Origin of the sequence: Actinoplanes sp. NPDC051861 (assembly GCF_040681145.1) — a bacterium.
GTDB lineage: Bacteria > Actinomycetota > Actinomycetes > Mycobacteriales > Micromonosporaceae > Actinoplanes.
The window spans coordinates 239,305-261,855 of the sequence record NZ_JBFAYE010000004.1; the positions used below are offsets into that span (position 1 = coordinate 239,305).

Annotated in this window: 25 protein-coding genes; 11 read left to right on the forward strand and 14 right to left on the reverse strand. The window is 71.3% G+C overall.

Features of this window, described 5'->3' with window-relative positions; all coding sequences use genetic code 11:
• Positions 1-14: 14 nt before the first annotated feature.
• The 3 genes from AB0M02_RS15245 to AB0M02_RS15255 form a co-directional block, all read right to left on the reverse strand.
• Positions 15-680 (reverse strand): hypothetical protein, encoded by a 666-nt coding sequence (locus tag AB0M02_RS15245; protein ID WP_364226659.1) that lies wholly within the window; start codon positions 678-680, stop codon positions 15-17.
• 166 nt (positions 681-846) lie between these two features.
• Complete coding sequence (locus tag AB0M02_RS15250; RefSeq protein ID WP_364226661.1) at positions 847-1,971, reverse strand: SPFH domain-containing protein; 1,125 nt, start codon at positions 1,969-1,971, stop codon at positions 847-849.
• A 21-nt stretch (positions 1,972-1,992) separates the two neighbouring features.
• Complete coding sequence (locus AB0M02_RS15255; RefSeq protein ID WP_364226663.1) at positions 1,993-2,475, reverse strand: NfeD family protein; 483 nt, start codon at positions 2,473-2,475, stop codon at positions 1,993-1,995.
• Between the two features lie 65 nt (positions 2,476-2,540).
• Here AB0M02_RS15255 and AB0M02_RS15260 point away from each other — a divergent pair, with 65 nt between their 5' ends.
• The gene (locus AB0M02_RS15260; protein WP_364226666.1) at positions 2,541-3,845 is read left to right on the forward strand and encodes a serine hydrolase domain-containing protein; all 1,305 of its coding nucleotides are present in this window, start codon (positions 2,541-2,543) and stop codon (positions 3,843-3,845) included.
• Positions 3,846-3,927: 82 nt separating this feature from the next.
• Here AB0M02_RS15260 and AB0M02_RS15265 read toward each other — a convergent pair whose 3' ends face one another.
• Positions 3,928-4,860: a DMT family transporter gene (locus AB0M02_RS15265; protein ID WP_364226668.1), complete on the reverse strand. Its 933-nt coding sequence runs from the start codon at positions 4,858-4,860 to the stop codon at positions 3,928-3,930.
• Positions 4,861-4,992: 132 nt separating this feature from the next.
• Here AB0M02_RS15265 and AB0M02_RS15270 point away from each other — a divergent pair, with 132 nt between their 5' ends.
• Positions 4,993-6,372, forward strand: a complete 1,380-nt coding sequence (locus AB0M02_RS15270) for a PLP-dependent aminotransferase family protein (RefSeq protein WP_364227448.1) — start codon at positions 4,993-4,995, stop codon at positions 6,370-6,372.
• Here AB0M02_RS15270 and AB0M02_RS15275 read toward each other — a convergent pair.
• Positions 6,323-7,129, reverse strand: coding sequence for a DUF3097 domain-containing protein (locus tag AB0M02_RS15275; RefSeq protein WP_364226671.1), 807 nt, complete (start codon positions 7,127-7,129; stop codon positions 6,323-6,325). The genes AB0M02_RS15270 and AB0M02_RS15275 overlap by 50 nt on opposite strands.
• A 90-nt stretch (positions 7,130-7,219) precedes the next feature.
• Between AB0M02_RS15275 and AB0M02_RS15280 the strand changes: the two genes are divergently transcribed.
• From AB0M02_RS15280 to AB0M02_RS15290, 3 genes are read left to right on the forward strand one after another with little or no spacing between them, the layout of a single operon-like run.
• Positions 7,220-8,002, forward strand: a complete 783-nt coding sequence (locus AB0M02_RS15280) for a hypothetical protein (protein ID WP_364226673.1) — start codon at positions 7,220-7,222, stop codon at positions 8,000-8,002.
• Positions 8,002-8,502 carry an NUDIX domain-containing protein gene (locus AB0M02_RS15285; protein ID WP_364227451.1) on the forward strand — a complete coding sequence of 167 codons (501 nt, stop codon included), beginning with the start codon at positions 8,002-8,004 and terminating at the stop codon, positions 8,500-8,502. The genes AB0M02_RS15280 and AB0M02_RS15285 overlap by 1 nt, the downstream gene beginning before the upstream one ends.
• A gap of 54 nt (positions 8,503-8,556) precedes the next feature.
• Positions 8,557-10,011: an ATP-binding protein gene (locus AB0M02_RS15290; RefSeq protein WP_364226675.1), complete on the forward strand. Its 1,455-nt coding sequence runs from the start codon at positions 8,557-8,559 to the stop codon at positions 10,009-10,011.
• Here the strand turns inward: AB0M02_RS15290 and AB0M02_RS15295 are convergent.
• Together AB0M02_RS15295 and AB0M02_RS15300 are read right to left on the reverse strand one after the other, a co-directional pair.
• The gene (locus tag AB0M02_RS15295) at positions 10,001-10,399 is read right to left on the reverse strand and encodes an NUDIX domain-containing protein (protein ID WP_364226678.1); all 399 of its coding nucleotides are present in this window, start codon (positions 10,397-10,399) and stop codon (positions 10,001-10,003) included. The two genes, AB0M02_RS15290 and AB0M02_RS15295, sit on opposite strands and share 11 nt — an antisense overlap.
• Positions 10,396-10,818, reverse strand: coding sequence for an NUDIX domain-containing protein (locus AB0M02_RS15300; RefSeq protein ID WP_364227454.1), 423 nt, complete (start codon positions 10,816-10,818; stop codon positions 10,396-10,398). Before AB0M02_RS15300 ends, AB0M02_RS15295 begins: the two co-directional genes overlap by 4 nt.
• Positions 10,819-10,907: 89 nt before the next feature.
• Here AB0M02_RS15300 and AB0M02_RS15305 point away from each other — a divergent pair, with 89 nt between their 5' ends.
• Positions 10,908-11,318 carry a signal peptidase I gene (locus AB0M02_RS15305; protein WP_364226680.1) on the forward strand — a complete coding sequence of 137 codons (411 nt, stop codon included), beginning with the start codon at positions 10,908-10,910 and terminating at the stop codon, positions 11,316-11,318.
• On the opposite strand, the gene AB0M02_RS15310 is transcribed toward AB0M02_RS15305, so the two are convergent.
• From AB0M02_RS15310 to fabG, 4 genes are read right to left on the reverse strand one after another with little or no spacing between them, the layout of a single operon-like run.
• Positions 11,302-12,081: an HAD-IIA family hydrolase gene (locus AB0M02_RS15310; RefSeq protein WP_364226683.1), complete on the reverse strand. Its 780-nt coding sequence runs from the start codon at positions 12,079-12,081 to the stop codon at positions 11,302-11,304. The genes AB0M02_RS15305 and AB0M02_RS15310 overlap by 17 nt on opposite strands.
• Positions 12,078-13,109, reverse strand: a complete 1,032-nt coding sequence (locus AB0M02_RS15315; protein ID WP_364226685.1) for a ferrochelatase — start codon at positions 13,107-13,109, stop codon at positions 12,078-12,080. Before AB0M02_RS15315 ends, AB0M02_RS15310 begins: the two co-directional genes overlap by 4 nt.
• Before the next feature lie 20 nt (positions 13,110-13,129).
• Positions 13,130-13,897 (reverse strand): enoyl-ACP reductase FabI, encoded by a 768-nt coding sequence (gene fabI, locus AB0M02_RS15320; protein ID WP_364226688.1) that lies wholly within the window; start codon positions 13,895-13,897, stop codon positions 13,130-13,132.
• 32 nt (positions 13,898-13,929) lie between these two features.
• Positions 13,930-14,634, reverse strand: a complete 705-nt coding sequence (gene fabG / locus AB0M02_RS15325) for a 3-oxoacyl-ACP reductase FabG (protein ID WP_364226691.1) — start codon at positions 14,632-14,634, stop codon at positions 13,930-13,932.
• A gap of 214 nt (positions 14,635-14,848) precedes the next feature.
• Here fabG and AB0M02_RS15330 point away from each other — a divergent pair, with 214 nt between their 5' ends.
• Entirely contained in the window at positions 14,849-15,940 is a 1,092-nt protein-coding gene (locus tag AB0M02_RS15330; RefSeq protein WP_364226693.1) for a histidine kinase, read from the forward strand.
• Complete coding sequence (locus AB0M02_RS15335; RefSeq protein ID WP_364226696.1) at positions 15,937-16,593, forward strand: response regulator transcription factor; 657 nt, start codon at positions 15,937-15,939, stop codon at positions 16,591-16,593. Before AB0M02_RS15330 ends, AB0M02_RS15335 begins: the two co-directional genes overlap by 4 nt.
• Positions 16,594-16,926: 333 nt before the next feature.
• Here AB0M02_RS15335 and AB0M02_RS15340 read toward each other — a convergent pair whose 3' ends face one another.
• From AB0M02_RS15340 to AB0M02_RS15350, 3 genes are read right to left on the reverse strand one after another with little or no spacing between them, the layout of a single operon-like run.
• Positions 16,927-17,877 carry a VWA domain-containing protein gene (locus tag AB0M02_RS15340; RefSeq protein WP_364226698.1) on the reverse strand — a complete coding sequence of 317 codons (951 nt, stop codon included), beginning with the start codon at positions 17,875-17,877 and terminating at the stop codon, positions 16,927-16,929.
• Complete coding sequence (locus tag AB0M02_RS15345) at positions 17,874-18,896, reverse strand: DUF58 domain-containing protein (protein ID WP_364226700.1); 1,023 nt, start codon at positions 18,894-18,896, stop codon at positions 17,874-17,876. Before AB0M02_RS15345 ends, AB0M02_RS15340 begins: the two co-directional genes overlap by 4 nt.
• Positions 18,878-19,999: a MoxR family ATPase gene (locus tag AB0M02_RS15350; RefSeq protein WP_364226703.1), complete on the reverse strand. Its 1,122-nt coding sequence runs from the start codon at positions 19,997-19,999 to the stop codon at positions 18,878-18,880. The genes AB0M02_RS15345 and AB0M02_RS15350 overlap by 19 nt, the downstream gene beginning before the upstream one ends.
• A gap of 303 nt (positions 20,000-20,302) precedes the next feature.
• On the opposite strand from AB0M02_RS15350, the gene AB0M02_RS15355 reads away from it, so the two are divergent.
• The 3 genes from AB0M02_RS15355 to AB0M02_RS15365 are packed head-to-tail and all read left to right on the forward strand — an operon-like array spanning position 20,303 to position 22,548.
• On the forward strand, positions 20,303-20,521 hold the full coding sequence (locus tag AB0M02_RS15355) for a hypothetical protein (protein WP_364226706.1): 219 nt from the start codon (positions 20,303-20,305) through the stop codon (positions 20,519-20,521).
• A gap of 9 nt (positions 20,522-20,530) precedes the next feature.
• Positions 20,531-21,043: a PH domain-containing protein gene (locus AB0M02_RS15360; protein WP_364226708.1), complete on the forward strand. Its 513-nt coding sequence runs from the start codon at positions 20,531-20,533 to the stop codon at positions 21,041-21,043.
• A complete protein-coding gene (locus AB0M02_RS15365) occupies positions 21,040-22,548 on the forward strand; it encodes a PH domain-containing protein (RefSeq protein ID WP_364226711.1) in 1,509 nt (502 codons plus the stop codon). The genes AB0M02_RS15360 and AB0M02_RS15365 overlap by 4 nt, the downstream gene beginning before the upstream one ends.
• Positions 22,549-22,551: the final 3 nt, after the last annotated feature.

Consider the following 22,551-nt stretch of genomic DNA (forward strand, 5'->3'; position numbering starts at 1 on the left):
AGGGCGCTCTTACCCTAGGAACTCGGGAGCAACCGCCCGCCCGTCCAGGCCAGCCCCATGCCGGCCGCCAGCAGCAGGAGGGCGCCGACCGTGGGGATCGGCTGGGCCGCGTGGGTGCCGAAGCCCAGGGCGGCCGCGCCGAGCATCAGGAGCACGCCGTCGGCCGGGTTCACGAGTTTGGAGCGGAACAGCGCCCAGCCCAGCAGCATCACCCCGGTGCCGGCGACGGCCTCCGCGGTGGTGAGCAGGCCGGGGATGTGCCCGGCGACCAGCGGGGCGTTCTCCACCACGGCGTCCTCGGGCAGGGCCGCGAGCGGCAGCAGCATCGTCGCGCCGGCCAGGGTGACCAGCAGGCCGGCCAGGGCGCTGCGGCGGGTGCGGGAGCCGGCGAGCAGGCCGGCCAGGGCGATCAGCGAGATGGTGGCGAGCCAGCCGGCGAGCAGGCCGACGGCCAGCGGGCCGGGCGGGCTGTCGACGCCGAGGGTGAGCCAGCCGTACAGCACGGCGGCCGGCGGCAGGCCCCAGAGTGCCAGGCGCGCATATCTTCGGACCGACCAGATCCAGACGGCGTCCCGGACCGGAAGAAGAGTGCCGTCGGCATTCGGGGTCGGTGCGCCGACCCATGCGGGGGCGACCCGCAACGGACGACCACTCGCCGTCTGACGCTGGCTGATGCTCATGGCTCCGCCTCGCTCACAGGGGCAACAAGCCGAGCGGCCGGGGGCACCGGTCGGGAATCCTGCTGCGAAGCATGTCAAACATCGGCCGCCCATCCCCGGCAAACCCGGAAAAGTCGGCGCGAATCCTAGGGCCGGCCCCGCCACGGGACCGGCCCTATTCGGAAAGTCAGCTCTTCTCGGCCTGATTCACACCGTGGTAATCGGCGCTGCCCAGAGCGGCCGCCGGCGGGATCGAGGCGCGGCCGGACGCGGGCAGAGCGGGTGCGGCATCCGGTTTGCCCGACACGTCGGCTTCGGCTGCGCGTACCTCCGCATCCACCCGCCGGGCCTCCGCCGCCGCAGCCTCCGCGGCCGCCGCGGCCTCGCGCTCCACCGCCCCCGAGTCGACCGCCTCGGACGGCGCGTCGCCGGCCATGTTCGCCAGGCCGCCCAGCGCGCCTCCGAGACCTTCGAGAGCCTTGGTCAGCTCGGTCGGCACGATCCACACCTTGTTCGCCGAGCCGTTGGCGATCTGCGGCAATGCCTGCAGGTACTGGTACGCCAGGACCTTCTGCGACGGGTTGGCCGTGTGGATCGCGTCGAAGACCGTGCGGATCGCCTTGGCCTGACCCTCGGCCTGCAGGATGCGGGCCTGCCGGTCACCGTCGGCGCGCAGCACCGCGGCCTGCTTCTCACCCTCGGCCGTGAGGATCTGCGCCTGCTTGTGACCCTCGGCGTTGAGGATCGCGGCACGGCGGTCCCGCTCGGCGCGCATCTGCTTCTCCATCGAGTCGCGGATGCTCGGCGGCGGCTCGATCGCCTTGATCTCCACCCGGGTCACCTTGATGCCCCAGCGGCCGGTGGTCTCGTCGAGCACACCGGAGAGATGCCGGTTGATCTCCTCGCGGCTGGTCAGCGCGCGCTCCAGGTCGAGTGAACCGATCACGTTCCGCAGGGTGGTGACGGTGAGCTGCTCGATCGCCTGCAGGAAGTTGTTGATCTCGTAGGTGGCCCGCACCGGATCGACGACCTTGAAGTAGAGCACCGTGTCGATCGAGACGACCAGGTTGTCCGAGGTGATGACCGGCTGCGGCGGGAAGGAGACGACCTGTTCGCGCATGTCCACCTTGGTACGCACCGCGTCGATGAACGGCACCAGCAGGTTCAGACCCGGCGAGAGGGTGCGCTTGTACTTGCCGAGGCGCTCGACGACGTCCATCCGCTGCTGCGGGACGATGCGGACGGATCGGACCAGTGTGGTCACCGCGAAGACGGCGATGACTATGACGAGGACAGCGATGATGACTTCCATGACGCCTCTCCAGTGTGTGTTCTAGATATCCGGGACGTCGTCGTGCCACACCAGAACGGTGGCGCCACGAACCTTGACGACACGAACGTGGTCACCGGGTGAAAAAGTCTCATTCCCGTCGAACGAACGGGCCTGCCACAGTTCCCCGTCAATTTTGATCATGCCGCTGTGTGCGTCGACCTGGTCGACGACCGTACCGTGCGACCCCTCCATCGCCTCGATGCCGAACGGGGTGTCCCCGGACTCGAGAGCGGACCGGGCGTGTTTCACCACGATCGGCCGAACCGCCGCCACCGAGACGCCGGAGACGATGGCGAAGACGAGCACCTGCACCAGCAGCGGGGCACCGAAGGCCGCGGCGATCGCGGCGGCCCCGGCGCCGGCGGCGAAGAAGATGACCAGAATGGTCGCGGTGAAAGCCTCGCCGATCGCGAGCGCGATGGCGAGGACGATCCAGAGAACGGCTGCGGCTTCCACATCCACGATCGTGGCACGTCCGCGCACGTTCAGCGACGGTTGAGGCATCGAACAGTTAGACACAGAAGTTCGCATGACGAGAGGGACCAAGAGTGTCGCTGCTTCCGGAGACCGGCCGCCGGATCGATGAGATCGTCGCCCGGGCACAATCCGCCGGCCGGGTGCCGTCGCTCGCGCTGGCGGTCGTCCGCGACCGGGCGGTGCTGCACTTCGCCGGTGCCGGGGATCAGCCCCGGCCGGACCCGAAGACGCAGTACCGGCTCGGCTCGATCACCAAGACGATCACCGCGACGCTGGTGATGCAGCTGCGCGACGAGGGGTTCTTCGCCCTCGACGACCTGCTCTACCGGCATCTGCCCGGCACACCGATCGGCGGTGTGACACTGCGCCAGCTGCTCGGGCACGTCTCCGGCCTGCAGCGCGAGCCGGACGGGCCGTGGTGGGAGCGCAACCCGGGCGGCGACGTGGACCAGCTGCTGGCGTCGCTGACCTACGAGAAGGCGCACGGCGCTCCGTACCGGCGCTACCGCTACTCGAACCTGGCCTACGGGCTGCTCGGCGCGGTGGTCTCCCGGGTCACCGGGCAGAGCTGGGCCGAGCTGGTCGGCAAGCGCGTGCTCGACCCGCTGGGCATGAAACGCACGACCTACGCGCCGGTCGAACCGTTCGCCCGCGGCTACGTCGTCCACGACCTGGGCGGCGCCCTGCACGAGGAGCCCCGCCCGGACACCGGCGCGATGGCACCGGCCGGCCAGCTGTGGTCCACGGTCACCGACATGGCCAAGTGGGCCGGCTTCCTCGCCGACCCGGCACCGGCCGTCCTCGCCCGGGAGACCGTCGACGAGATGTGCGCCCCCGTCGTGCTCAAGGATCTGGAGTCCTGGACCGCCGGCCACGGCCTCGGCCCCCAGCTGTACCGCGTCGGCGAACGCGTCTACGCCGGCCACGGCGGCTCGATGCCCGGCTACGTCGCCCACCTCGCCGTTCACCGCCGCAGCCGCCTCGGTGTGATCGTCTTCGGCAACACCTACGGCCTGGCCGGCGCCGGCATCAAGGAGATCAGCCTGCGAGCACTGACCACGGCCCTGGACGGCGAGCCGGAGACGGTCCCGGCCTGGCGCCCGCCCACGCCCCCGCAGGGCGAGGCCGCCGAGATCTGCGGGCGCTGGTGGTGGATGGGTGGCGAATACGAGATCACCACCGACGCCGAGACCCTGGTCATGACCGGCCGCCACCACCACACACGCTTCGTCCGCGAGGCCCCGGACCGCTGGCGAGGGGTGGACGGCGACAACGAGGGCGAGGTACTGATCATCGCGCGGTCTCCGGAGGGCACCGTCGATCACCTCGACATCGCCACCTTCGTTTATCGCCGCAATCCAGAGCATTTGGCCTGATTCAAAACCTTTACGATACGTGTCGACCAACCAGCTCTCATGAGTCAGCGCGACCACCTGCCGCGACGGGCCGCCCGGCGACCTACGGCGACATGTGCCGGGTCAGGGGCACGGCCGCGCGTGGCAAGCGTGCCGGCCGGACCTCAGGCGCGCGGGGCCGGCGGCTGCCGGAGAGGCCCAGGGCGAGGCCGGCGGCGACGGTGGCGATGCCAAGCCAGACGAGGGGACGGGGGGACGGGCCACCCAGCGCCATGCCCATCAGGGCGGCGGCTATCGGGGCTACGCCGGTCAGGAGGCCCGCGCGGCCGGCGCCGAGGCGGGCTACGGCCGTGTACCACAGGAGGAACGCGACGGCGGTGAGCAGCACCGCGAGGTAGACGCCGGCCAGCACGTCGTCGGTGTGCAGGCGGGTGACCGCGGCCGGGCCCTCGGCGACCAGGCCGGCCGCGCCGAAGAGGACGGTGGCCATCGCGGTGGTGTGCACCGAGACGCCGAGCGGGCCGTGCCGGCCGAGCACCGGGATGGCGAGCAGGGTGAACGCGGCCTCGCAGGCGAACGTCACGGCGGCCCAGAACAGCCCGGTCGCGTCGGTGCGGCCGAGGCCCTGCACGAGGGCCGCGCCGGCGGTGACCACGACCGCGGCGGCCAGCACCCGGGGTGCCGGGCCGCGTCCCTCCAGGAGCGGGCCGCCGACCGCGAGCAGGATCGGCACGCAGGCGACGGCGACACCGAGGACGGCCGGCTCGGCGTGTGCCGCGCCGTGCACCAGGGCGACGTTGAAGAAGAGCAGGCCGGTGGTGGTGACGCCGAGCAGCCAGAGCCACTCGGTGCCGCGCGGCCGGCGCAGCGGGGCCCGCCGGAAGCGGGCGTACGCGAGCAGCAGCAGGCAGGCCACGGCGTACCGGAGACTCTGGACGGTCAGGTAGGGCGCGTCGGCGAGGTAGCCGGAGACGGCAGCGCTGCCTCCGACGAAGACCATGCCCAGGGCGCCGGCGGCGATCGGTAAGGCTTTCACGCCTTCGATGCTCACCCGGAGTATGGTCCGTTTCGAGGACCAATCAAGCCGCGATGGAGTGGACCAATTTCCGGATCGGACTTTCTGCAGCTGCGCCCCGAGGCGGCACCGGCCAAGGGGCTGACCGAGTGGCTGGCCGACGGGCTGCGCGACGCGATCGTCACCGGGCGGCTGGCCGAGGGCGACCGGCTCCCGGCCACCCGGCTGCTCGCCGGCGAACTCGGCGTCTCCCGCGGCGTGGTGGTGCAGGCCTACCAGCGGCTCGCCGACGAGGGCCTGACCGGCGCGCGGACCGGCTCGGGCACCGTGGTCACCGGGCACGGGACGGCTCTCGGGCACCGGGCGGCCGGCGACCGGCGGCGGACGCTCGCCGAGCTCCGGCTGCCGCTGTCCGTCTCGGACGGTATCGACCTGGACCTGTCACCGGGTGTGCCGGACCTGTCGGCGTTCCCGCGTACCGCCTGGTTGCGGGCCGAACGGGCGGTGCTGGACCGGGTGACCGGCGCCGACCTCGGGTACGGCGACCCGGGCGGCACCCCGCGGCTGCGCGCCGAACTGGTGGGCTGGCTGGCGCGCACCCGCGGGATCCGTGCCGAGGCGGACGACGTGGTGATCTGCGGCGGCGTCGCCCAGGGGCTCGCCCTGCTCGCGCACGTGCTGGGCAAAAACGACGTCGGCGTCGAGGATCCGGGGTCACGCGGGGCCTGGGACCAGATGTCCTACTGGGGGCTGCGGCCGGTCGGCGTGCCCGTGGACGACGACGGGATGCGGATCGACGAACTCGCCGCGACCGGCGTGGACACCGCCCTGCTGACACCGGCGCACCAGTTCCCGACCGGTGTCGTGCTCAGCCCGGAACGCCGCCGCGCGCTGCTGACCTGGGCGGCGGCACCGGGACGGCTGGTCGTCGAGGACGACTACGACGCCGAGCACCGGTACGACCGGGCGCCGGTGGCCGCGCTGCAGGGCTCGGCGCCGGACCGGGTGGCGTACCTGGGCAGCGTCTCCAAGTCGCTCGCCCCCGGCATGCGGGTGGGCTGGCTGATCGCGCCGCGCCGGATGCAGGCCGCGCTGCTCGCCGCCAAACACGCCAGCGACCTGGGCAACCCGGCGCTGCCACAGCTGGTGCTGGCCGAGCTGATCGCGTCCGGGGACTACGAGCGGCACCTGCGGGTCGTGCGGGCGCGGCAGCGACGACGGCGGGACGCGCTGCTCGCCGGGCTCCGCGAGCACCTTCCGCAGGCCCGGGTCACGGGGGTGGCGGCCGGGCTGCACCTGCTCGTCCTGCTGCCGGGCGAGGGCGAGGACGTGCTCCTCGCGGAGAAAGTGAGTGCTTTCGGCGTACAGTCGCATCCGCTCAGCTGGCATCGGCAGCGACCTGGACCTAACGGCCTGGTCCTGGGATATGCGGCGCACGCGCCGGACCGCCTCGCCGAGGCCGCCCGGCGCATAGGCCGCGCGCTCAATCCTCGAGAACGGTCACAAAATCGATCAGTCGCTCCATCGAGTTGATCAGCGGGGTCTCGACGTCCCTGTAGGTGCGCACCGACGCGAGGATCCGGCGCCACATGTCGGCCGGCTCGCGGACGCCGACCGCCTGGCAGACGCCCTCCTTCCAGGGACGGCCCGGCGGAATGACCGGCCACGCGCGCAGGCCCACCCGTTCGGGCTTCACCGCCTGCCAGATGTCCACGTAAGGGTGACCGGTGATCAACACGTTCGAATCGGTCACGGCGGCGACGATCCGGCTCTCCTTGGAGCCCGGCACGAGATGGTCCACGAGCACGCCGAGCCGCCGCCGCGGACCCGGCCGGAACTCCGCCACCGCCGCGGCCAGATCGTCGATGCCGTCGAGCGGCTCCACCACGACGCCCTCGATCCGCAGGTCGTCGCCCCAGATCCGCTCGACCAGCGCGGCGTCGTGGATGCCCTCCACCCAGATCCGGCTCGCCTTCGCGACCTGCGCCTTCACACCGTCCACCGCGATCGACCCGGACGCGGTGACCCGCCGCTGCGCCGGCGCCCGGCCCGGAGCGGGCCGGCGCAACGTCACCGGGCGGCCGTCGAGCAGGAAGGCCGCCGGCGCGAGCGGGAAGTTGCGCCGCTTGCCGTGCCGGTCCTCGAGCACGACCGCACCCAGTTCGAAGCCGACCACCGCGCCGCAGAAGCCCGAGTCGGCATCCTCGACCACCAGATCCGGCTCAGCGTCCACCTCCGGTATCACCTTGCGGCGGCGCCGGTCACCCGCGAGCACATCCTCCCCATACATGTCCCGCACGGTAACCCGCGATCACTGACACACCCCCGGTGACGCTCCGAGCCGAGACAAGCTTCCGTACCGGCACGTACCCTTGCTCGCATGTCACCCGCAGCTGAGGCGGCCACCCGGACCGCCCGCCGGTCCACCCGGTTCGTGGCCTGGGTGCGCGCCTGGCGCGCCGGGCTGGTCCCGTTCGACGAGCTGGCCGACGAGATCGCCGCCGACGAGGAGCACCTCGTCGCGGACGCACCCGGCACCTGGACCGACGTCCCGCTCGGCCAGGGCCTGCCGATCTTCGCGAAGCTGCACCCCGACGAGATCCGGCTCGTCCTGCCGGTCCCCGGCGACCCACGCGGCCTGCCCGGACCGGGCGAGCTGACCAGCGCGGCCCTGCTGGCCGGCGAGGCGGTGATGACGGCCGAGTTCGGCGTCGTCCCCGAGGTCCGCCGGCACACGTCCGGGTCCGGGGTGGAGTTCGAGACCGTGCTGTGGCGGGTCCGGCCCGCGCCCGAGCACCGGCCGGTGTTCCAGATGGGCGCCGCCGAGGCCGAGGCCGAGCTGACCGCCGCGCTCACCGAGGCCACCACGCAGCTCACCAAACTGGACGTCGCCCAGTGGAAACCCGAGCTGGCCGGCGCCCTGCAGGCGCTGCGCCGCCCGGAGAGCACGGCCACCCTGCCACCCGGCTTCGACCCGCGCTCGCGGCGGCTGTTCGCCCGGGCCAGCGTCCTGGACCAGGTGCTGGCACTCGCCGGGACCAACGCGCCGGGCGGTGCCGTGAACGGTTACGAGGCACAGGCCCGCGACGAGGCGCTGCGCCCGCTCACCGCCGCCTGCCGGCAGGCCCTGGTCGCAGCCTGCAACGCGCCGCTGCACGCATGATGCAGGACCGCCACGCGCACTGCACGTACTGCGGTGCCCGCTTCACCACCGGTCAGCCCTGGCCAAGTCTCTGCGCCGCCTGCGGCGAGACCAGCTACCTCAACCCGAGCCCGGTCGCCGTGGCAGTCCAGCCCGTCGGCTCCGGCCTGCTGGCGGTCCGCCGCGGCATCCCACCGGCCCGAGGGCGGCTCGCCCTCCCCGGCGGCTTCATCGACGTGGGCGAGACCTGGCAGGCCGCCGCGGTCCGCGAACTCTTCGAGGAGACCGGCGTGGTCGCGGACCCGTCGACCGTGCGCCACTACGACACGGTCAGCGCCCCGGACGGAACCCTGCTCGTCTTCGGCTTGCTGCCCCCTCTGCCGAGCGCGGCCGCGCTGCCACCGCTGCCACCGAACGAGGAGGCGCAGGGGCGCGAGCTGCTCTACGGCCCCACGGAGCTCGGCTTCAGCATCCACACGGCCATCGCCACGCGCTGGTTCACCGAGGCGTTCGCCGTGTAACCGTAGTTATAGTAACTGTAGTTATAGTAACTGTAGTTACACATGGAGCGGCCCATGGACAAGCCTTCGAAGATCTTCGATCGGGACTTCGAGTGGGCCGAGCTCGTCAGGTATGCCACCCTTCCAACGCCCCTCGCCACGCTCGGTGTGGTCTCCGGCCGGCGGCGTCAGGGCAAGACATTCCTCCTCGACGCCCTCGTCCGGGCGGCGGGAGGCTTCATGTTCACCGCGACGGAGTCGTCGAAGGCGGACGCGCTGCGTCTGTACGGCACCGCGATGGGCCAGTTCCTGGGACTACGCACCCCGCTGACGTTCAACCACTGGGACGAGGCGATCACGGAGACCATGGCACTGGCGCCGGACCGCCCGATCCCCGTCGTGATCGACGAGTTCCCGTTCCTGGCCCGGACCGACCGGTCTCTTCCGTCTCTCATCCAGCGTGCCCTCGATCCGGCAGCCCAGCGCGGCAACACTCAGGTTCGCCTGTTGCTGTGCGGCTCCGCGATGTCCTTCATGGGCGGACTCCTCTCAGGAAGTGCACCGTTGCGCGGCCGCGCCAGTCTGGACATGGTCGTGCGAACCCTCGACTATCTGAACGCGGCCCGGTTCTGGGGCATCGAGGATCCTCGAACCGCGGTGCTGGTCAACGCGGTCGTGGGTGGCACACCGGCCTACCGCAACGAGTTCGTCCAGGGAGACGTGCCGTCCGGGCCGGACGACTTCGACTCCTGGGTGATCCGGACCGCCCTCAACCCCTCGCGCCCGCTGTTTCGGGAGGCGCGGTACCTCCTGGTCGAGGAACCCGACCTGCGCGACCCGGCGCTGTATCACTCGGTGCTCGCCGCCATCGCCGAGGGGAACAGCCGACGGGGCGGCATCGCCAACTATCTGGGCCGCCAGGCCTCCGACCTGAACCACGCCATCCGGGTTCTGGAGGACGCCGGTCTCATCCACCGCGAGGAAGACGCGTTCCGCGCCAACCGCAGCGGCTACCGGATCGCCGAACCATTGATCACCTTCTACCACGCGGTAATGCGCCCGCAGTGGGGCCGCCTGGAGCAGTATGGCCGCGCCGAGCAGTTGTGGCAGCAGGTCCGGGCCACGTTTCTCAGCAAGGTGGTCGGGCCGCACTTCGAGTCGATCTGCAGGGAATGGGCGTGCTTCGAGGCCGACCCGGACATCTTCGACGGGTTCCCGCAACGGGTGGCCTCGGGGACTGTGGCCGATCCCGCCGCGAAGACCAACCACGAGGTCGACGTCGCCGTCTTCGGTCGCGACCCGGACGGCCGCGAGGTGCTTCTCGGCATCGGGGAGGCGAAGTGGAACGACACGGTCGGGCTCGGGCACCTGGAGCGGCTGCGTCACATCAGGGGCCTGCTGCGGGCCGGGCCCGAGTGCCGGCTGTTGCTGTTCAGCGGCGTGGGGTTCACCGCGGAACTCGGCGAGGTGGCCGCGAAGGATCCGGCGATCCGGCTGGTCGGGCTGGATCTGATCTACGCTAATCGATGAGGGCGGCCTCGACGAGTTCGTCGAGGAGGTGCTGGATGGCCGGGGCGCAGCGGTCGCGTTCGGCCGAGGAGAACCAGGCGAGTTCGGCGATCTCGTTGGCGGGGGCCGGGTCGCCGCTGCCAGGGCCGATGAAGCAGACCAGGCGGACGCGGGTGCCGGGTGGGCGGTTGTGGGCGGGGGCCTCGATCGTGGTGAACAGGCGCAGGGCGGCGGGGTCGACCGGGATGCCGACCTCCTCGCGTACCTCCCGGGCGGCCGCCTCGGCGTGGGTCTCGCCCGCCTCGGGTTTGCCGCCCGGCAGATAGAAGGCGTCCGAGCCGGTGGCGCGGACCACCAGGACACGCCGGTCACGGACGCAGACCCAGGCCGCGGCGACGACCGTGCTCATGCGAGCGTGAACGGGTCGCCGGACTCGAACCGGGCCAGGTCGGCCAGGGTCGGCCGGACCGCGCCGGACAGGTCCTCGGGGAACTCGCCGGGTGGGTAGAACGCGGCGTCCAGCGTCTCGTCGGTCTCCCGGAGCAGGTCGCCGGTCCAGGAGTCGACCCGGACCGCGAGGGACACATGCTGGTACGTAGCCCCGAACACATTCGTGTGGAGCTGCTCGCCCGAGTAGAGCGCGAACGGCGTGACGGCCGTCGCGGACAGCCCGGTCTCCTCGTACACCTCGCGGATGGCGCAGTCGCGCAGCGTCTGCCCGAGTTCCATGGTCCCGGCCGGCAGCGCCCACCGCCCGTTGTCGTTGCGGCGGATGAGCAGGACCCGGCCGCCGTCGTCGCGGATCACCGCCCTCGCCCCGATCGTCATCAGGACCGGCTCGGCCCCGGTGAGCGCCCGCAACTGCCCCAGGTAAGACTCTTCCCACGACGGCACGGCCCGGACGCTACCGCACCGGCGTGGCTCAGACATGTCCGGTGGCGGCCGAACGGGAGGGCGTGAAGCGCCTCGTCGCGTTCGCCCTCGCCACCTACCTGCTGCTGTGCGGCGCGGGCTGGTCGTCCTCGGTGGTGGTCAGCGGCTCGATGAGCCCGGCCGTGGAGGCCGGCGACGTCGTGATCACCTCGCCGGTGACCGGCGAGGTGAGGGCCGGGCAGGTGGTCCGTTTCCGCGCGCCGGGGCAGCCCGGTCGCGCGATTCTGCACCGGGTCGTCGGGTTCGACGAGCGCGGGATGCTGATCACCAAGGGTGACGCCAACGAGGTCGCGGACGCCACGCCGGTGCCGTTGAGCGCGGTCACCGGCGTGCAGCAGCTGCGCCTGCCCGGTCTCGGCGGGCCGGCGCTCCGGTTCCTCAGATCTCGTCGATGAGGTCGGCCACCGAGTTGATGATGCGCGACGGGCGGTACGGGTAGGTCTCGCTCTCCATCCGGCTGCTGATCCCGGTGAGCACCAGGATCGTCTCCAGTCCCGCCTCGAGGCCGCACAGCACGTCGGTGTCCATCCGGTCACCGATCATCGCGGTGGTCTCGCTGTGCGCGCCGATCGCGTTGAGCGCCGACCGCATCATCATCGGGTTCGGCTTGCCCACGAAGTACGGCTTCACGCCGGTCGCCTTGGAGATCATCGCGGCGACCGAGCCGGCGGCCGGGAGCAGGCCCTCGTTGGACGGTCCGGTGGCGTCCGGGTTGGTGCAGATGAACCGGGCGCCGCCGCTGATCAGCCGGATCGCCTTGGTGATCGCCTCGAAGCTGTAGGTGCGGGTCTCGCCGAGCACCACGTAGTCCGGGTCGAACTCGGTCAGGATGTAGCCGGCCGCGTGCATCGCGGTGGTCAGGCCCGCCTCGCCGATCACGTACGCGGTGCCGCCGGGACGCTGGTCGGCGAGGAACTGCGCGGTCGCCAGCGCGGCCGTCCAGATCGACTGCTCGTCCACGTCGAAGCCCATCCGGTAGAGGCGGGCCTGCAGGTCGCGCGGCGTGTAGATGGAGTTGTTGGTGAGGATCAGGAACGGCTTGCCGGACTCCTTCATCCGGTTCACGAACTCGGGTGCGCCCGGCACCGGCTCGCCCTCGTGGACGAGCACGCCGTCCATGTCGGTGAGCCAGCTCTCGATCGCCTTGCGCTCCTTCATGTGGGTGCTCCTCGTCGCGCGGGTGGGGGGCAGCAGTCCGCGGGGCAGACGTCCCAGGTCGGCACTGTACCGAGCGAAGCCCGATTCCGATCATCGGTACGTTCCTGCACGAGTTCGCGCACCATCGACACGAACTTCGGGTGAACTCCGGGGCTGGCGGCGCGCTGGTATCCGAGCCCGAGCTCGGCCGCGGTCTCGGCCGCCTCGTTGTCCAGGTCCCAGATCACCTCGAGGTGGTCGGAGACGAAGCCGATCGGGCTGACCACGACGTCGGTGACGCCCTTCTCGGCGAGGGCGGCCAGGTGGTCGTTGATGTCCGGCTCCAGCCACGGGATCTGCGGCGGGCCGGAGCGGCTCTGCCAGACCAGGTCGTAGCCGAGGTCGGCGGCCGCGGCGGCGTGCACCAGCCGGGCGGTCTCCTCCAGCTGGGAGTTGTAGCGGCCACCGGTGGGCCCGGCGGTGCGGGCCATGCTGACCGGGATGCTGTGGGCGGTGAAGACCAGGCGCGTGGAGATCCGGCGGGCCGGGTCCAGCTTTTTCAAAGCATCGCGTACGGCGTCAGCGTGCGGTTCCACAAAGCCCGGGTGGTCGTGGAACTGGCGCAGCTTGTCGATCCTCGGCGCTCCCGGCCCGACGTGTGCGCGGGCCGCGGCGATGTCCTCCCAGTACTGCTTGCAGGACGAATACCCGCCGTAGGCGCTGGTGGCGAAACCCAGAGCGCGTTCCACCCCGTCGTCACGCATCCGCGCCACGGTGTCGGCCAGCATCGGATGCCAGTTGCGGTTGCCCCAGTAGAGGGGCAGGTCAATGTCGTGCTGAGCGAACTCGGCGCGCAGCGCGTCCAGCAGGTCGCGGTTCTGCTGGTTGATCGGTGACACCCCGCCGAAGTGCATGTAGTGCTCGTACACCTCGGCGAGGCGCTCGTCCGGGACACCGCGCCCGCGCACCACGTTGCGCAGGAACGGCATCACGTCATCGGGCTTCTCGGGCCCGCCGAAAGAGAGCAGGACGAAGGCGTCGTAAACCACCCGCCAATCCTGCCACCGCCCTACGCGGCGATGGCGTGGTAGCCCCCGTCAACGTGCACCATCTCACCCGTGGTGGCCGGGAACCAGTCGGAGAGCAGGGCGCAGACCGCGCGGGCGGTCGGCTCCGGGTCGGTCAGGTTCCAGCCGAGCGGCGCCCGCTGGGTCCAGGCGTCCTCGAAGTCGCTGAAGCCGGGGATCGACTTGGCCGCCATCGTGCGCAGCGGGCCCGCCGACACCATGTTGCTGCGGATGCCCTGCTTGCCCAGGTGCAGCGCCAGGTACCGGGAGGCGGACTCGAGACCGGCCTTGGCCACGCCCATCCAGTCGTAGAGCGGGTACGCCTTGGTCGCGTCGAACGTCAGGCCGACGATCGACCCACCGGCGCGCATCAGTGGCAGGCAGGCGGTCGCCAGGGACTTGTACGAGTACGTCGACACCTGCAGCGCCTGGGCCACCTCGTCCCAGGTCGTCTCCAGGAACGCGCCGCCGAGGGCGTTCTGCGGTGCGAAGCCGATGGAGTGGACCACGCCGTCCAGTCCGTCGACGTGCTCGCGTACGCGATCCGCCAGGTTGTCCAGGTGCTCGGAGTTGGTGACGTCGAGTTCGATGACGGGTGCGGGCTCGGGCAGCCGCTTGGCGATCCGCTCCACGAGCGAAAGCCGGCCGAAGCCGGTGAGCACCACCGTGGCGCCGTTCTCCTGCGCCAGTTTCGCCACCGAGAAGGCGATCGAGGCGTCGGTGATCACCCCGGTGACGAGCAGCCGTTTACCGGCCAGCAGTCCAGACAAAACTCTCTCCTGAAAAAATGTGCTCGGGAATGTCAATGACCCATGCCGAGGCCCCCGTCGACCGGAAGCACGGCGCCCGAGATGTACGCCGCACTGTCGCTCGCCAGGAAGGTCACCGCCGCGGCGACCTCATCGGTCGTGGCGAACCGACCGGCCGGGACGGCCTTGATGATCTCGGCCTTGCGCGACTCGGGCAAGACGGCGGTCATCTCGGTGTCGATGAATCCGGGCGCCACCACGTTCGCGGTGATGTTGCGGGTGCCCAGCTCACGGGTGATGCTACGAGCCACGCCGACGAGGCCCGCCTTGCTCGCCGCGTAGTTCACCTGGCCGGGTCCGCCGTACAGCCCGACAACCGACGAGATGAAGATCATGCGGCCCCAGCGGGCGCGGAGCATCTTGGCGCTGGCCCGCTTGGCGACGCGGAACGCGCCGGTCAGGTTGGTGTCCAGGACGTTGGTGAACTGCTCCTCGGACATCCGCATGAGCAGCGTGTCGTCGGTGATGCCGGCGTTTGCGACCAGCACCTCGACCGGGCCCAGCTCGTTCTCGACGAACGTGAACGCGGCGTCGACGGCCGACGAGTCGGTGATGTCGCACTGGACGCCGAACAGCCCGTCGGGCGCGCCCGAGCCCCGGTGCGTGACCGCGACCCGGTCGCCCTGCTTCACGAACGCCTGCGCGATGGCCAGGCCGATCCCGCGGTTTCCTCCGGTCACCAGCACGGTGCGAGCCACAGCGCACTCCTCCTCGCGTCATACCCAGGTAGGGGGTGCCGGGTGGCACCACAGAGTCACGACAGCTCTCTCCACGCGCCGTAACCTGCTGGGAATGGAGACTATCGGCCCCGGGTCCCTCGGCGGAGTGATGGGGCCGCTGACTTACCTAACGTTCAAAAGGGAAACGCCGAGGCCACCGGCCCGGCGGCGGTTCTTCGTCTATCTCACCCCCGTGGGTCTGTTCCTGCTGGTCTCCCTGGCCGTCGTGGCGTACGAGGAGGTGGGCGGCAAGCGGACCCTTCCGGACTGGTTCGTTCTGGTCGTGGCGATCGGCTCGGTGCTGCCGGTCGCGCTCACACCCCGGTGGCCGGTGCTGGCCTGGCGGATCGCGTTCGTGATGATGTTCCTCGGCGCCGTCGACGCGCCCACCGGCGAGTCGTGGCCGTGGAACGCGGTGCAGATCATCGGGTTCCTCCTGGTGCAGGGCCGGCTCGCGGCGACGAACGAGTCCCTGGTCACCGTCTGGGCCGCCGGCCTGAGCCTGGTCCCGGTGTTCCTGCTCGCACCGGACGCGAACGCGTTCGGCGCCGCGCTGCTGATCGTCGCGGTCTCCGCGCTCGGCGACATCGTGTCCCGGCGCCGCCGCACCCGGGAGCTGCTCGCCGAGCAGTCCGAGCTCAACGAACTGGAACGGGCCAAACGGGCGGTTCTGGAGGAGCGGACCCGGATCGCCCGGGAGATGCACGACGTGGTCGCACACCACATGTCGATGATCGCGGTGCAGGCGGAGACCGCGCCGTACCGGGTGGACGGGCTCCCCGACGCGGCCAAGGAGGAGCTGACGTCGATCGCCTCGGCGGCGCGGGAGGCGCTCACCGACATGCGCCGGCTGCTCGGCGTGCTGCGGGCGGAGGCGGCACCGGCCGAGAAGGAGCCACAGCCGGGGTACGAGGAGATCGGCGACCTGGTGACGACGGCTCGACGGGCCGGGTTGCCGGTCACCGCGGACCTGGTCGAGGTGGCCGGCCTTTCCGAGACGGCCGGGCTCACGGCGTACCGGATAGTGCAGGAAGCCCTGGCGAACGCGGCGCGTCACGCGCCCGGCGGCCCGGTGCTGCTGCTGGCTCGCGCCGAGACCACCCACCTGGAGCTGAGCATCCACAACCAGCTCACCACGCCGATCCGCAGTGACCGATTCGGACATGGGCTGGTGGGCATGCGCGAGCGCGTCACACTGCTCGGTGGCGAGCTGACCGCGGGCCCGGACGGGGACGGCGGCTACCAGGTCACCGCACGGATCCCCCGGCAACCGGAGGCAGAATGATCAAGGTGCTGATCGCGGACGACCAGGCGATGGTTCGGCAGGGTTTCGGCGCGCTCCTCGGCGCCCAGCCGGACCTGCTGGTCGTCGGCGACGCGGCGGACGGCGCGCAGGCGGTCACGGCCGCGCGCGAACTGCGGCCGGACATCGTGCTGATGGACGTCCGGATGCCGGTCATGGACGGCCTGGAGGCGACGCGCCGCATCATGAGCTCCGGCGGCGGACCGAAAGTGCTCATTCTCACGACGTTCGATCTCGACGACTACGTCTACGAGGCGCTGCGCGCCGGTGCCAGCGGGTTCCTGCTCAAGGACGCGCCGGCCGCCGACCTGGTCAGCGCGGTCCGGGTGGTGGCGTCCGGCGAGGCCCTGCTCGCGCCGTCGGTGACCCGCCGGCTGATCGCCGAGTTCGCCGCCCGGCCGCACCGCGACCGGCCCCGCCCGGTGGAGCTCAACGCGCTCACGCCGCGGGAGACCGACGTGCTGCGGCTGATCGCCCGCGGGCGCTCGAACGCCGAGATCGCCGACGACCTGGTGGTGGCCGAGCAGACCGTGAAGACGCACGTCGGGCGGATCCTGGCGAAGCTCGGGCTGCGGGACCGGGCGCAGGCGGTCGTCTTCTCGTACGAAACCGGGCTCGTCGCCGCGGGAGAGTGACCCGGTTTTCTTAAGTGGCACTTAAGGAGTACGCTGCCACACGGTTCTCAGGCCCGACTAGCTCTGGAGGTGATCGCTGTGCGAGATAGCGATCCTCCTAGTCGTGGCCGGGACATTCGTCAGCATCGCTGACGCCTTTCTCCCTGCGCACGCACCGCTCCGAACGGCTCTGCCGTGCGCAGGTCTCCTGGCCGCGACGTGACCCTGACCCCGTTCAGTCACCAGCGGAAGTCGGTTTCACCATGAAGAAGTTGGTCGCACCTCTCGGTTTCACCCTGCTCTCGGCGTGGGTGGTCGTGCTGTTCGTGCTCGCCCACAACACCCCCTGACCGGTTACGGGAGTCTCGAGGTCCACAGCAGGCTCATCGTCGCGCCGAGCAGGCCCAGCAGCAGGCCCGCGGCGGCGTACCACTGGGTCACCTCGCGCGGCTCGGTCCGATGGCCGATCGAGCTGCCCATGTCCTCGTACACCTTCTTGAGCTCGCTGACCGAGGCCGCCTCGTAGAAGAAGCCCTTCGTCTGGTCCGCCAGGTCCTGCAGCGACCGCCGGTCCACCGGCACCCGCTGCACCGACCCTCGGATGTCCACCACACCGGTGTCGGTGCCGAAGGCGATCGTCGACACCGGCACGTTGGCCGCCGACGCCGCGGCGGCCGCGTCCTCGATCGAGCGGCCGGACGTCCGATAGCCGTCGGAGAGCAGCACGATCCGCGCGGGCGGTGCGCCGTCCGCGCCGTCGGACGGCACCGACCGGATGGCGTCCAGCGAGGTGAGAACCGCCTCACCGGTCGCGGTCGCCTCCGCAAGCGTCAGCCCGTCGATCGCCGAGATCACCGCTGAGCGGTCCTTGGTCGGCGACACCAGCACGTTGGCCGCCTTCGCGAACGACACCAGCCCGAGGTTGTACGTCGGCGGCAGCTCGCTGACGAACGCCTTCGCCGCCTCCTGCGCCGCCTCGATCCGGCTCGGCGCCACGTCGTCGGCCTGCATTGACAGCGACACGTCGATGGCGAGCATCACGGTGGCGCGTTCCAGGGGCTGCTCGGTGTCGACCGACGGGCGGGCGGTCGCGGCGGCGAGCGCGCCGAGCATCAGCAGGAACGCGGCGGCCGAGACGTGCCGGCGCCAGCCCAGGCCCTTCGGCGCGAGCGTGCGCAGCAGGTCGACGTTGGTGAAGCGCATCGCGTACTGACGTTTGCGGAACTGCCGCCAGACGTACGCGCCGGCCATGGCGAGGACCGGCAGCAGTGTCAGCAGCCACCAGGGTTCCAGGAATCGGATCATCGGGTGGTCCCTCGCGTTCGGGCGTGGCGCTGGGCGGCCACGAAGCGGACCATGTCGAGCAGCCAGTCGGTGTCGGTGCGCAGGCGCAGGTGGGCGGCACCGGCGGCGCGCAGTGTCCGGGCGATGGCGGCGCGCTGCTCGCCGGCTGCCTCCGCGTACCTCTGGCGAAGTTTCGGATCGGACGTCTGCACCTCGTGCAGGAAGCCGGACTCCGGGTCGGCCAGGGTCAGCACGCCGACGTCCGGGAGCTCCAGCTCACGGGGGTCCACCACCTCGATGGCGAGCACGTCGTGGCGCACGCCCAGCTTGCGCACCGGGCGCGCCCAGCTCTCCACCGGCGCCAGGAAGTCGGAGATCACCACGGCCACGCCACGACGTCGCGGCGGCCGGTTCAGCATGTCGATCAGCGCGCCCAGGTCGGTGCGCCCGGGACGGATCCGGGTCCGGGCGATCGCGCGCAGCAGCCCCTGCGCCTCCTTGCGGCCGGGACGCGCGGGCAGGCGAACCACCGGGGACGCGGCGTGCGGGTCGGGCACCGTCGCCGCCTTGCGGCGCCACCAGCTTCCGGTCAGATCTCTGCCGGGTACGCCGGAGCCGGTCCCGACGACGGCCCCGATGCGGTTCCCACCCCGGACGGTCAGATGAGCGATCGCCGTCGCGGCCGCGATGACCAGGTCCCGTTTCAGCCAGCGTGCCGTGCCGAAGTCCAGACTCGCCGACAGGTCCACGGCCAGCCACGTCTCCAGCTCCCGGTCGGCGACCGTCTGCCGGACGTGCGGCAGCGTGGTCCGCGCGGTCACCGGCCAGTCCATCCGGCGCACGTCGTCGCCCGGCCGGTACTCCCGGGACTCGCCGGCCTCGGTGCCGGGGCCGGGCAGCAGGCCCGCGTAGTCGCCCTGCAGCAGACCGTCCAGTTTGCGGGTGACCAGCAGCTGCAGCCGGCCGAGGACCGCCTCCGCCCGGGCGTTCTCCTCGGAGGTCAGCGGCGCGGCCGGGGTGCTCACTGCTGGCCGGGCCATGCGCCGCCCTGCGGATAGGCCGGCACCCCGCTGGTGGGCTGCACGCCGTTGTGCACGCCGTTCGGCGAGGCGCCCTGGCGCGCGGCGACCGACGGCATCGGCACGGCCTGCATGATCCGGGCGACCACGTGGTCGGCCGGGATGTCGTCGGCGAGCGCGTCGTAGCTGAGGACCAGCCGGTGCCGCAGGATGTCCGGCGCGACGTCGGTGAGGTCCTGCGGCAGCGCGTAGTCCCGCCCGCGGAGCAGTGCGAGCGCGCGGGTGGCCCGGACGATGCCGAGTGAGGCGCGAGGGCTCGCACCGTACTGAATCAGCTGCGCGACGTCGGACAGCCCGTGCTGTGCCGGGGCGCGGGTGGCCAGCACCAGCCGGACCGTGTAGTCGACCAGCGCGTTGTGCACGAAGACCTGGTCCGCGCGGCGCTGCAGGGCGAGCAGGTCGGCCGGGCTGAACACCTGTTTCGGCTCCGGCGCGCTCACGCCCATCCGGTAGACGATCTCCCGTTCCTCGCTGTCGGTCGGGTAGCCCACCAGGATCTTCATGAGGAAGCGGTCGCGCTGCGCCTCGGGCAGCGGGTAGACGCCCTCCTGCTCGATCGGGTTCTGCGTGGCCATCACCAGGAACGGGTCGGGCACCTCGTAGCTCTTGCCGCCGATCGACACCTGGTGCTCGGCCATCACCTCGAGCAGCGCGGACTGCACCTTCGCCGGCGCTCGGTTGATCTCGTCGGCCAGCAGGAAGTTCACGAACACCGGGCCCAGCTCGACGTCGAACTGCTCGCTGGACTGCCGGTAGATCCGGGTGCCGACGATGTCGGCGGGCACCAGGTCCGGGGTGAACTGCACCCGGGAGAACGTGCCGCCGACCACCTTGGCCAGGGTCTCCACGGCGAGCGTCTTGGCCACACCTGGAACACCCTCGAGCAGGCAGTGGCCCCGCGCGAGCAGCGCCACGAACATCCGCTCGACCATCCGGTCCTGCCCGACGATGACCCGCTTCACCTCGAACATGGCGCGCTCCAGCTGCGACGCGTCGTGCGCGGGTGTCACCGGCGCACCGGCATCGGGACTGGTCTCGCTCTCGGGCGTGCTGGGCTGCGCCACCGGTCCTCCACAAACGGATCCTGATATGCCGACGCTCAAGACTTACACGACACCCAACCTGATACGGCTGAGAGGTTCCTAAGAGCTTGCGGCCACTCGCGTCACCTGACCGTCATCATGCTTGTCGTTGCTCGCTCACCGCAGCCCCCGCGGCACCATAGGCCGGTCGTGTTGATCTTTCTGCGCGATCCGCCGGATCGGGCACGGTCACCGGGTGAATACGCCGCGGCGTGATGCGTGTAGCATTTGCCTCGTCGCCGGGCGGCTTCCCCCGTGGCCGCCCGGCGCTCATATTCTTAAGTCATGGACGTCCTACAACCGCAGTGCTCCGCCAAAGGGTGTCGAGCCGACGCGGTGTGGCAGCTCCGGTGGAACAATCCGAAACTGCACACGCCTGACTACCGCAAAACCTGGCTGGCCTGCGAGGAACACCGGTCCACTCTCGGCGACTTCCTCTCCGCGCGCCGGTTCCTGCGCGAAGTCACACCCTTCGAACCGGCATCGGATGCGGTCATCTCCTAGGCTTCAAGTGTGAGCGAGCCGCCCCGCACCGTCGTCGATGCCCTCGAACCCTGGCCGGACACGGTCGCCTGGCGCCCGGTCTCCAGCAAACTGATCGTCATCGAACTGATCAACCTGGCCGTCTGGCTGGCCGTCCTGATCGCCGGCCTGAGCGTCGGCTGGGCTCTCGGCGGCCAGATCCTCTGGCCGATCGGGATCACCGCGGTGGTCCTGCTGGGCGCCTGGCGCGCGCTTGTCGCGGCGCGGGCAGTGCGAGCCTGGGGGTACGCGGAACGCGACAAGGACCTCCTGGTGCGCCACGGCCTGCTGGTCCGCCACCTGTCGATCGTCCCGTACGCGCGGATGCAGTACGTGGACGTCACCGCCGGTCCGCTGGAGCGCGCGTTCGGCCTCGCCACGGTCCAGCTGCACACCGCCGCCGCGGCCAGTGACGCGCGGATCCCGGGCCTGCCGCCGGAGGAGGCGTCGAGGCTGCGGGACCGGCTGACCGCGCTCGGCGAGGACCGGGCCGAGGGCCTGTGAGCACCGCCGGATTCCCGCAGGCCGGGCCCGACCTGGAGACCCGGCAGCGCCTCCATCCGCTCAGCCCGCTGCTCAACGGCGCCAAGAGCATCGTGGTGATCGTCGCGGCCCTGTCCTGGCAGACGTTCAACCAGCTCGGCGCCGCGCACTTCGCCGCGGTCGTGGCGGTCCTCGCGATCGGCGTGGTCATCTTCTCGGTGGTCGGCTGGTGGAGCACCGGCTACCACGTGGTCGGCCGGGAGCTCCGGATCGCCGAGGGCCTCATCTGGCGGCGCAACCGGGCCATCCCGCTCGACCGCCTCCAGGCCGTCGAGCTGCGCCGTCCCCTGCTCGCCCAGCTGACCGGCCTCGCCGAACTCCGGCTCGAGGTGGTCGGCGGCGGCAAGACCGAGGCGCCCCTGGCGTACCTCACCGTGCAGAACGCGACGATCCTCCGCGAGCGGCTCCTGGCCCTGTCCGGCCATGCCGCCGCCCCGGATCTCCCGTCCGCCGTCCCGGTGGCCCCCGACACCCCGCTCTTCCAGGTCCGCAACCAGGACCTGCTGGTCAGCCAACTGCTCACCCCGCAGGCCTTCTTCCTGCCGATCGGCATCGCCTGGGTGGCCACCCAGTTCGTGATGGAGGGCTCGTGGACCTTCATCGGCATCGCCAGCACCGTGACCGCGATGGCCGGTGTGCTGCTCCAGCCGATCCGCCGGGTGCTGCGCGACTGGGACTTCCGCCTCGGGCGCGACCGGGAGACCCGGCTCGTCCTGCACTACGGCCTGCTGGAGACCCGCAGCCAGGTGGTGCCGCCGCACCGGGTCCAGACGGTCCGGGTCAACTGGCCGCTGCTCTGGCGCCCGGCCCGCTGGCTGAACCTGCGACTCGACATCGCGGGCTACTCACTGCCGGAGGCCGGCGGGGACGACAAGAGCTCCGACCGCCTCATGCCGGTCGGCGACATCGCCGCGGCGCGCACCCTGGTCGCCGCCGCCCTGCCCGGCGTGGACCTGACCGCCCTCGCGACGTCCCCGCCGCCGCTGCGGGCACGCTGGCTGCACCCGGTCGCCCTGCGCTTCTACGGCGCGGGGCTGGCACCATCGGTGTTCGTCACCCGCGCCGGCCGGGTCACCAGGGAGATGACCCTCGTGCCGTACGCGAGAATCCAGAGCGTGCGCGTCGTCCAGGGCCCGCTGCAGCGGATGCTCGGCCTAGCCACGGTCGTCGCGGACACGGCCGGCGGCCGCGCCGGGATGGCCCGCGACCGTGATCTCGCGGAGGCGTGGGCACTCGCGGACGAACTGGCGACCCGAGCCCGCCAGGCCCGCGACTCGATCCCACCCGCTGTTCCCACTCCGCCCTTTGTTTCCGCACCGCCCTCTGTCTCCGCACCGCCCTCTGTTTCCGCTCAGCCGGCCGCTGCCCTTCCGCCGGCTCCTCCCGCTCCGCCGGCCGCTCCCCCGACGGGTGCGCCGGTCACGCCCGTGGACGAGACGTTCTGGCAGCGGCCTTCGCAGCCTTAAGCT

Excerpts from the sequence above, each read along its gene's own strand:
- AB0M02_RS15245 (WP_364226659.1), bottom strand. The coding sequence starts at position 680 with ATGAGCATCAGCCAGCGTCAGACGGCGAGTGGTCGTCCGTTGCGGGTC.
- AB0M02_RS15310 (WP_364226683.1), bottom strand. The coding sequence starts at position 12,081 with ATGAAGGAGCGCAAGGCGATCGAGAGCTGGCTCACCGACATGGACGGC.
- AB0M02_RS15290 (WP_364226675.1), top strand. The coding sequence starts at position 8,557 with ATGGACAAGCCTTCGAAGATCTTCGATCGGGACTTCGAGTGGGCCGAG.
- AB0M02_RS15345 (WP_364226700.1), bottom strand. The coding sequence starts at position 18,896 with ATGGCCCGGCCAGCAGTGAGCACCCCGGCCGCGCCGCTGACCTCCGAG.
- AB0M02_RS15280 (WP_364226673.1), top strand. The coding sequence starts at position 7,220 with ATGTCACCCGCAGCTGAGGCGGCCACCCGGACCGCCCGCCGGTCCACC.
- AB0M02_RS15335 (WP_364226696.1), top strand. The coding sequence starts at position 15,937 with ATGATCAAGGTGCTGATCGCGGACGACCAGGCGATGGTTCGGCAGGGT.
- AB0M02_RS15355 (WP_364226706.1), top strand. The coding sequence starts at position 20,303 with ATGGACGTCCTACAACCGCAGTGCTCCGCCAAAGGGTGTCGAGCCGAC.
- AB0M02_RS15250 (WP_364226661.1), bottom strand. The coding sequence starts at position 1,971 with ATGGAAGTCATCATCGCTGTCCTCGTCATAGTCATCGCCGTCTTCGCG.
- AB0M02_RS15285 (WP_364227451.1), top strand. The coding sequence starts at position 8,002 with ATGCAGGACCGCCACGCGCACTGCACGTACTGCGGTGCCCGCTTCACC.
- AB0M02_RS15300 (WP_364227454.1), bottom strand. The coding sequence starts at position 10,818 with ATGACGATCGGGGCGAGGGCGGTGATCCGCGACGACGGCGGCCGGGTC.
- AB0M02_RS15295 (WP_364226678.1), bottom strand. The coding sequence starts at position 10,399 with ATGAGCACGGTCGTCGCCGCGGCCTGGGTCTGCGTCCGTGACCGGCGT.
- AB0M02_RS15340 (WP_364226698.1), bottom strand. The coding sequence starts at position 17,877 with ATGATCCGATTCCTGGAACCCTGGTGGCTGCTGACACTGCTGCCGGTC.
- AB0M02_RS15275 (WP_364226671.1), bottom strand. The coding sequence starts at position 7,129 with ATGTATGGGGAGGATGTGCTCGCGGGTGACCGGCGCCGCCGCAAGGTG.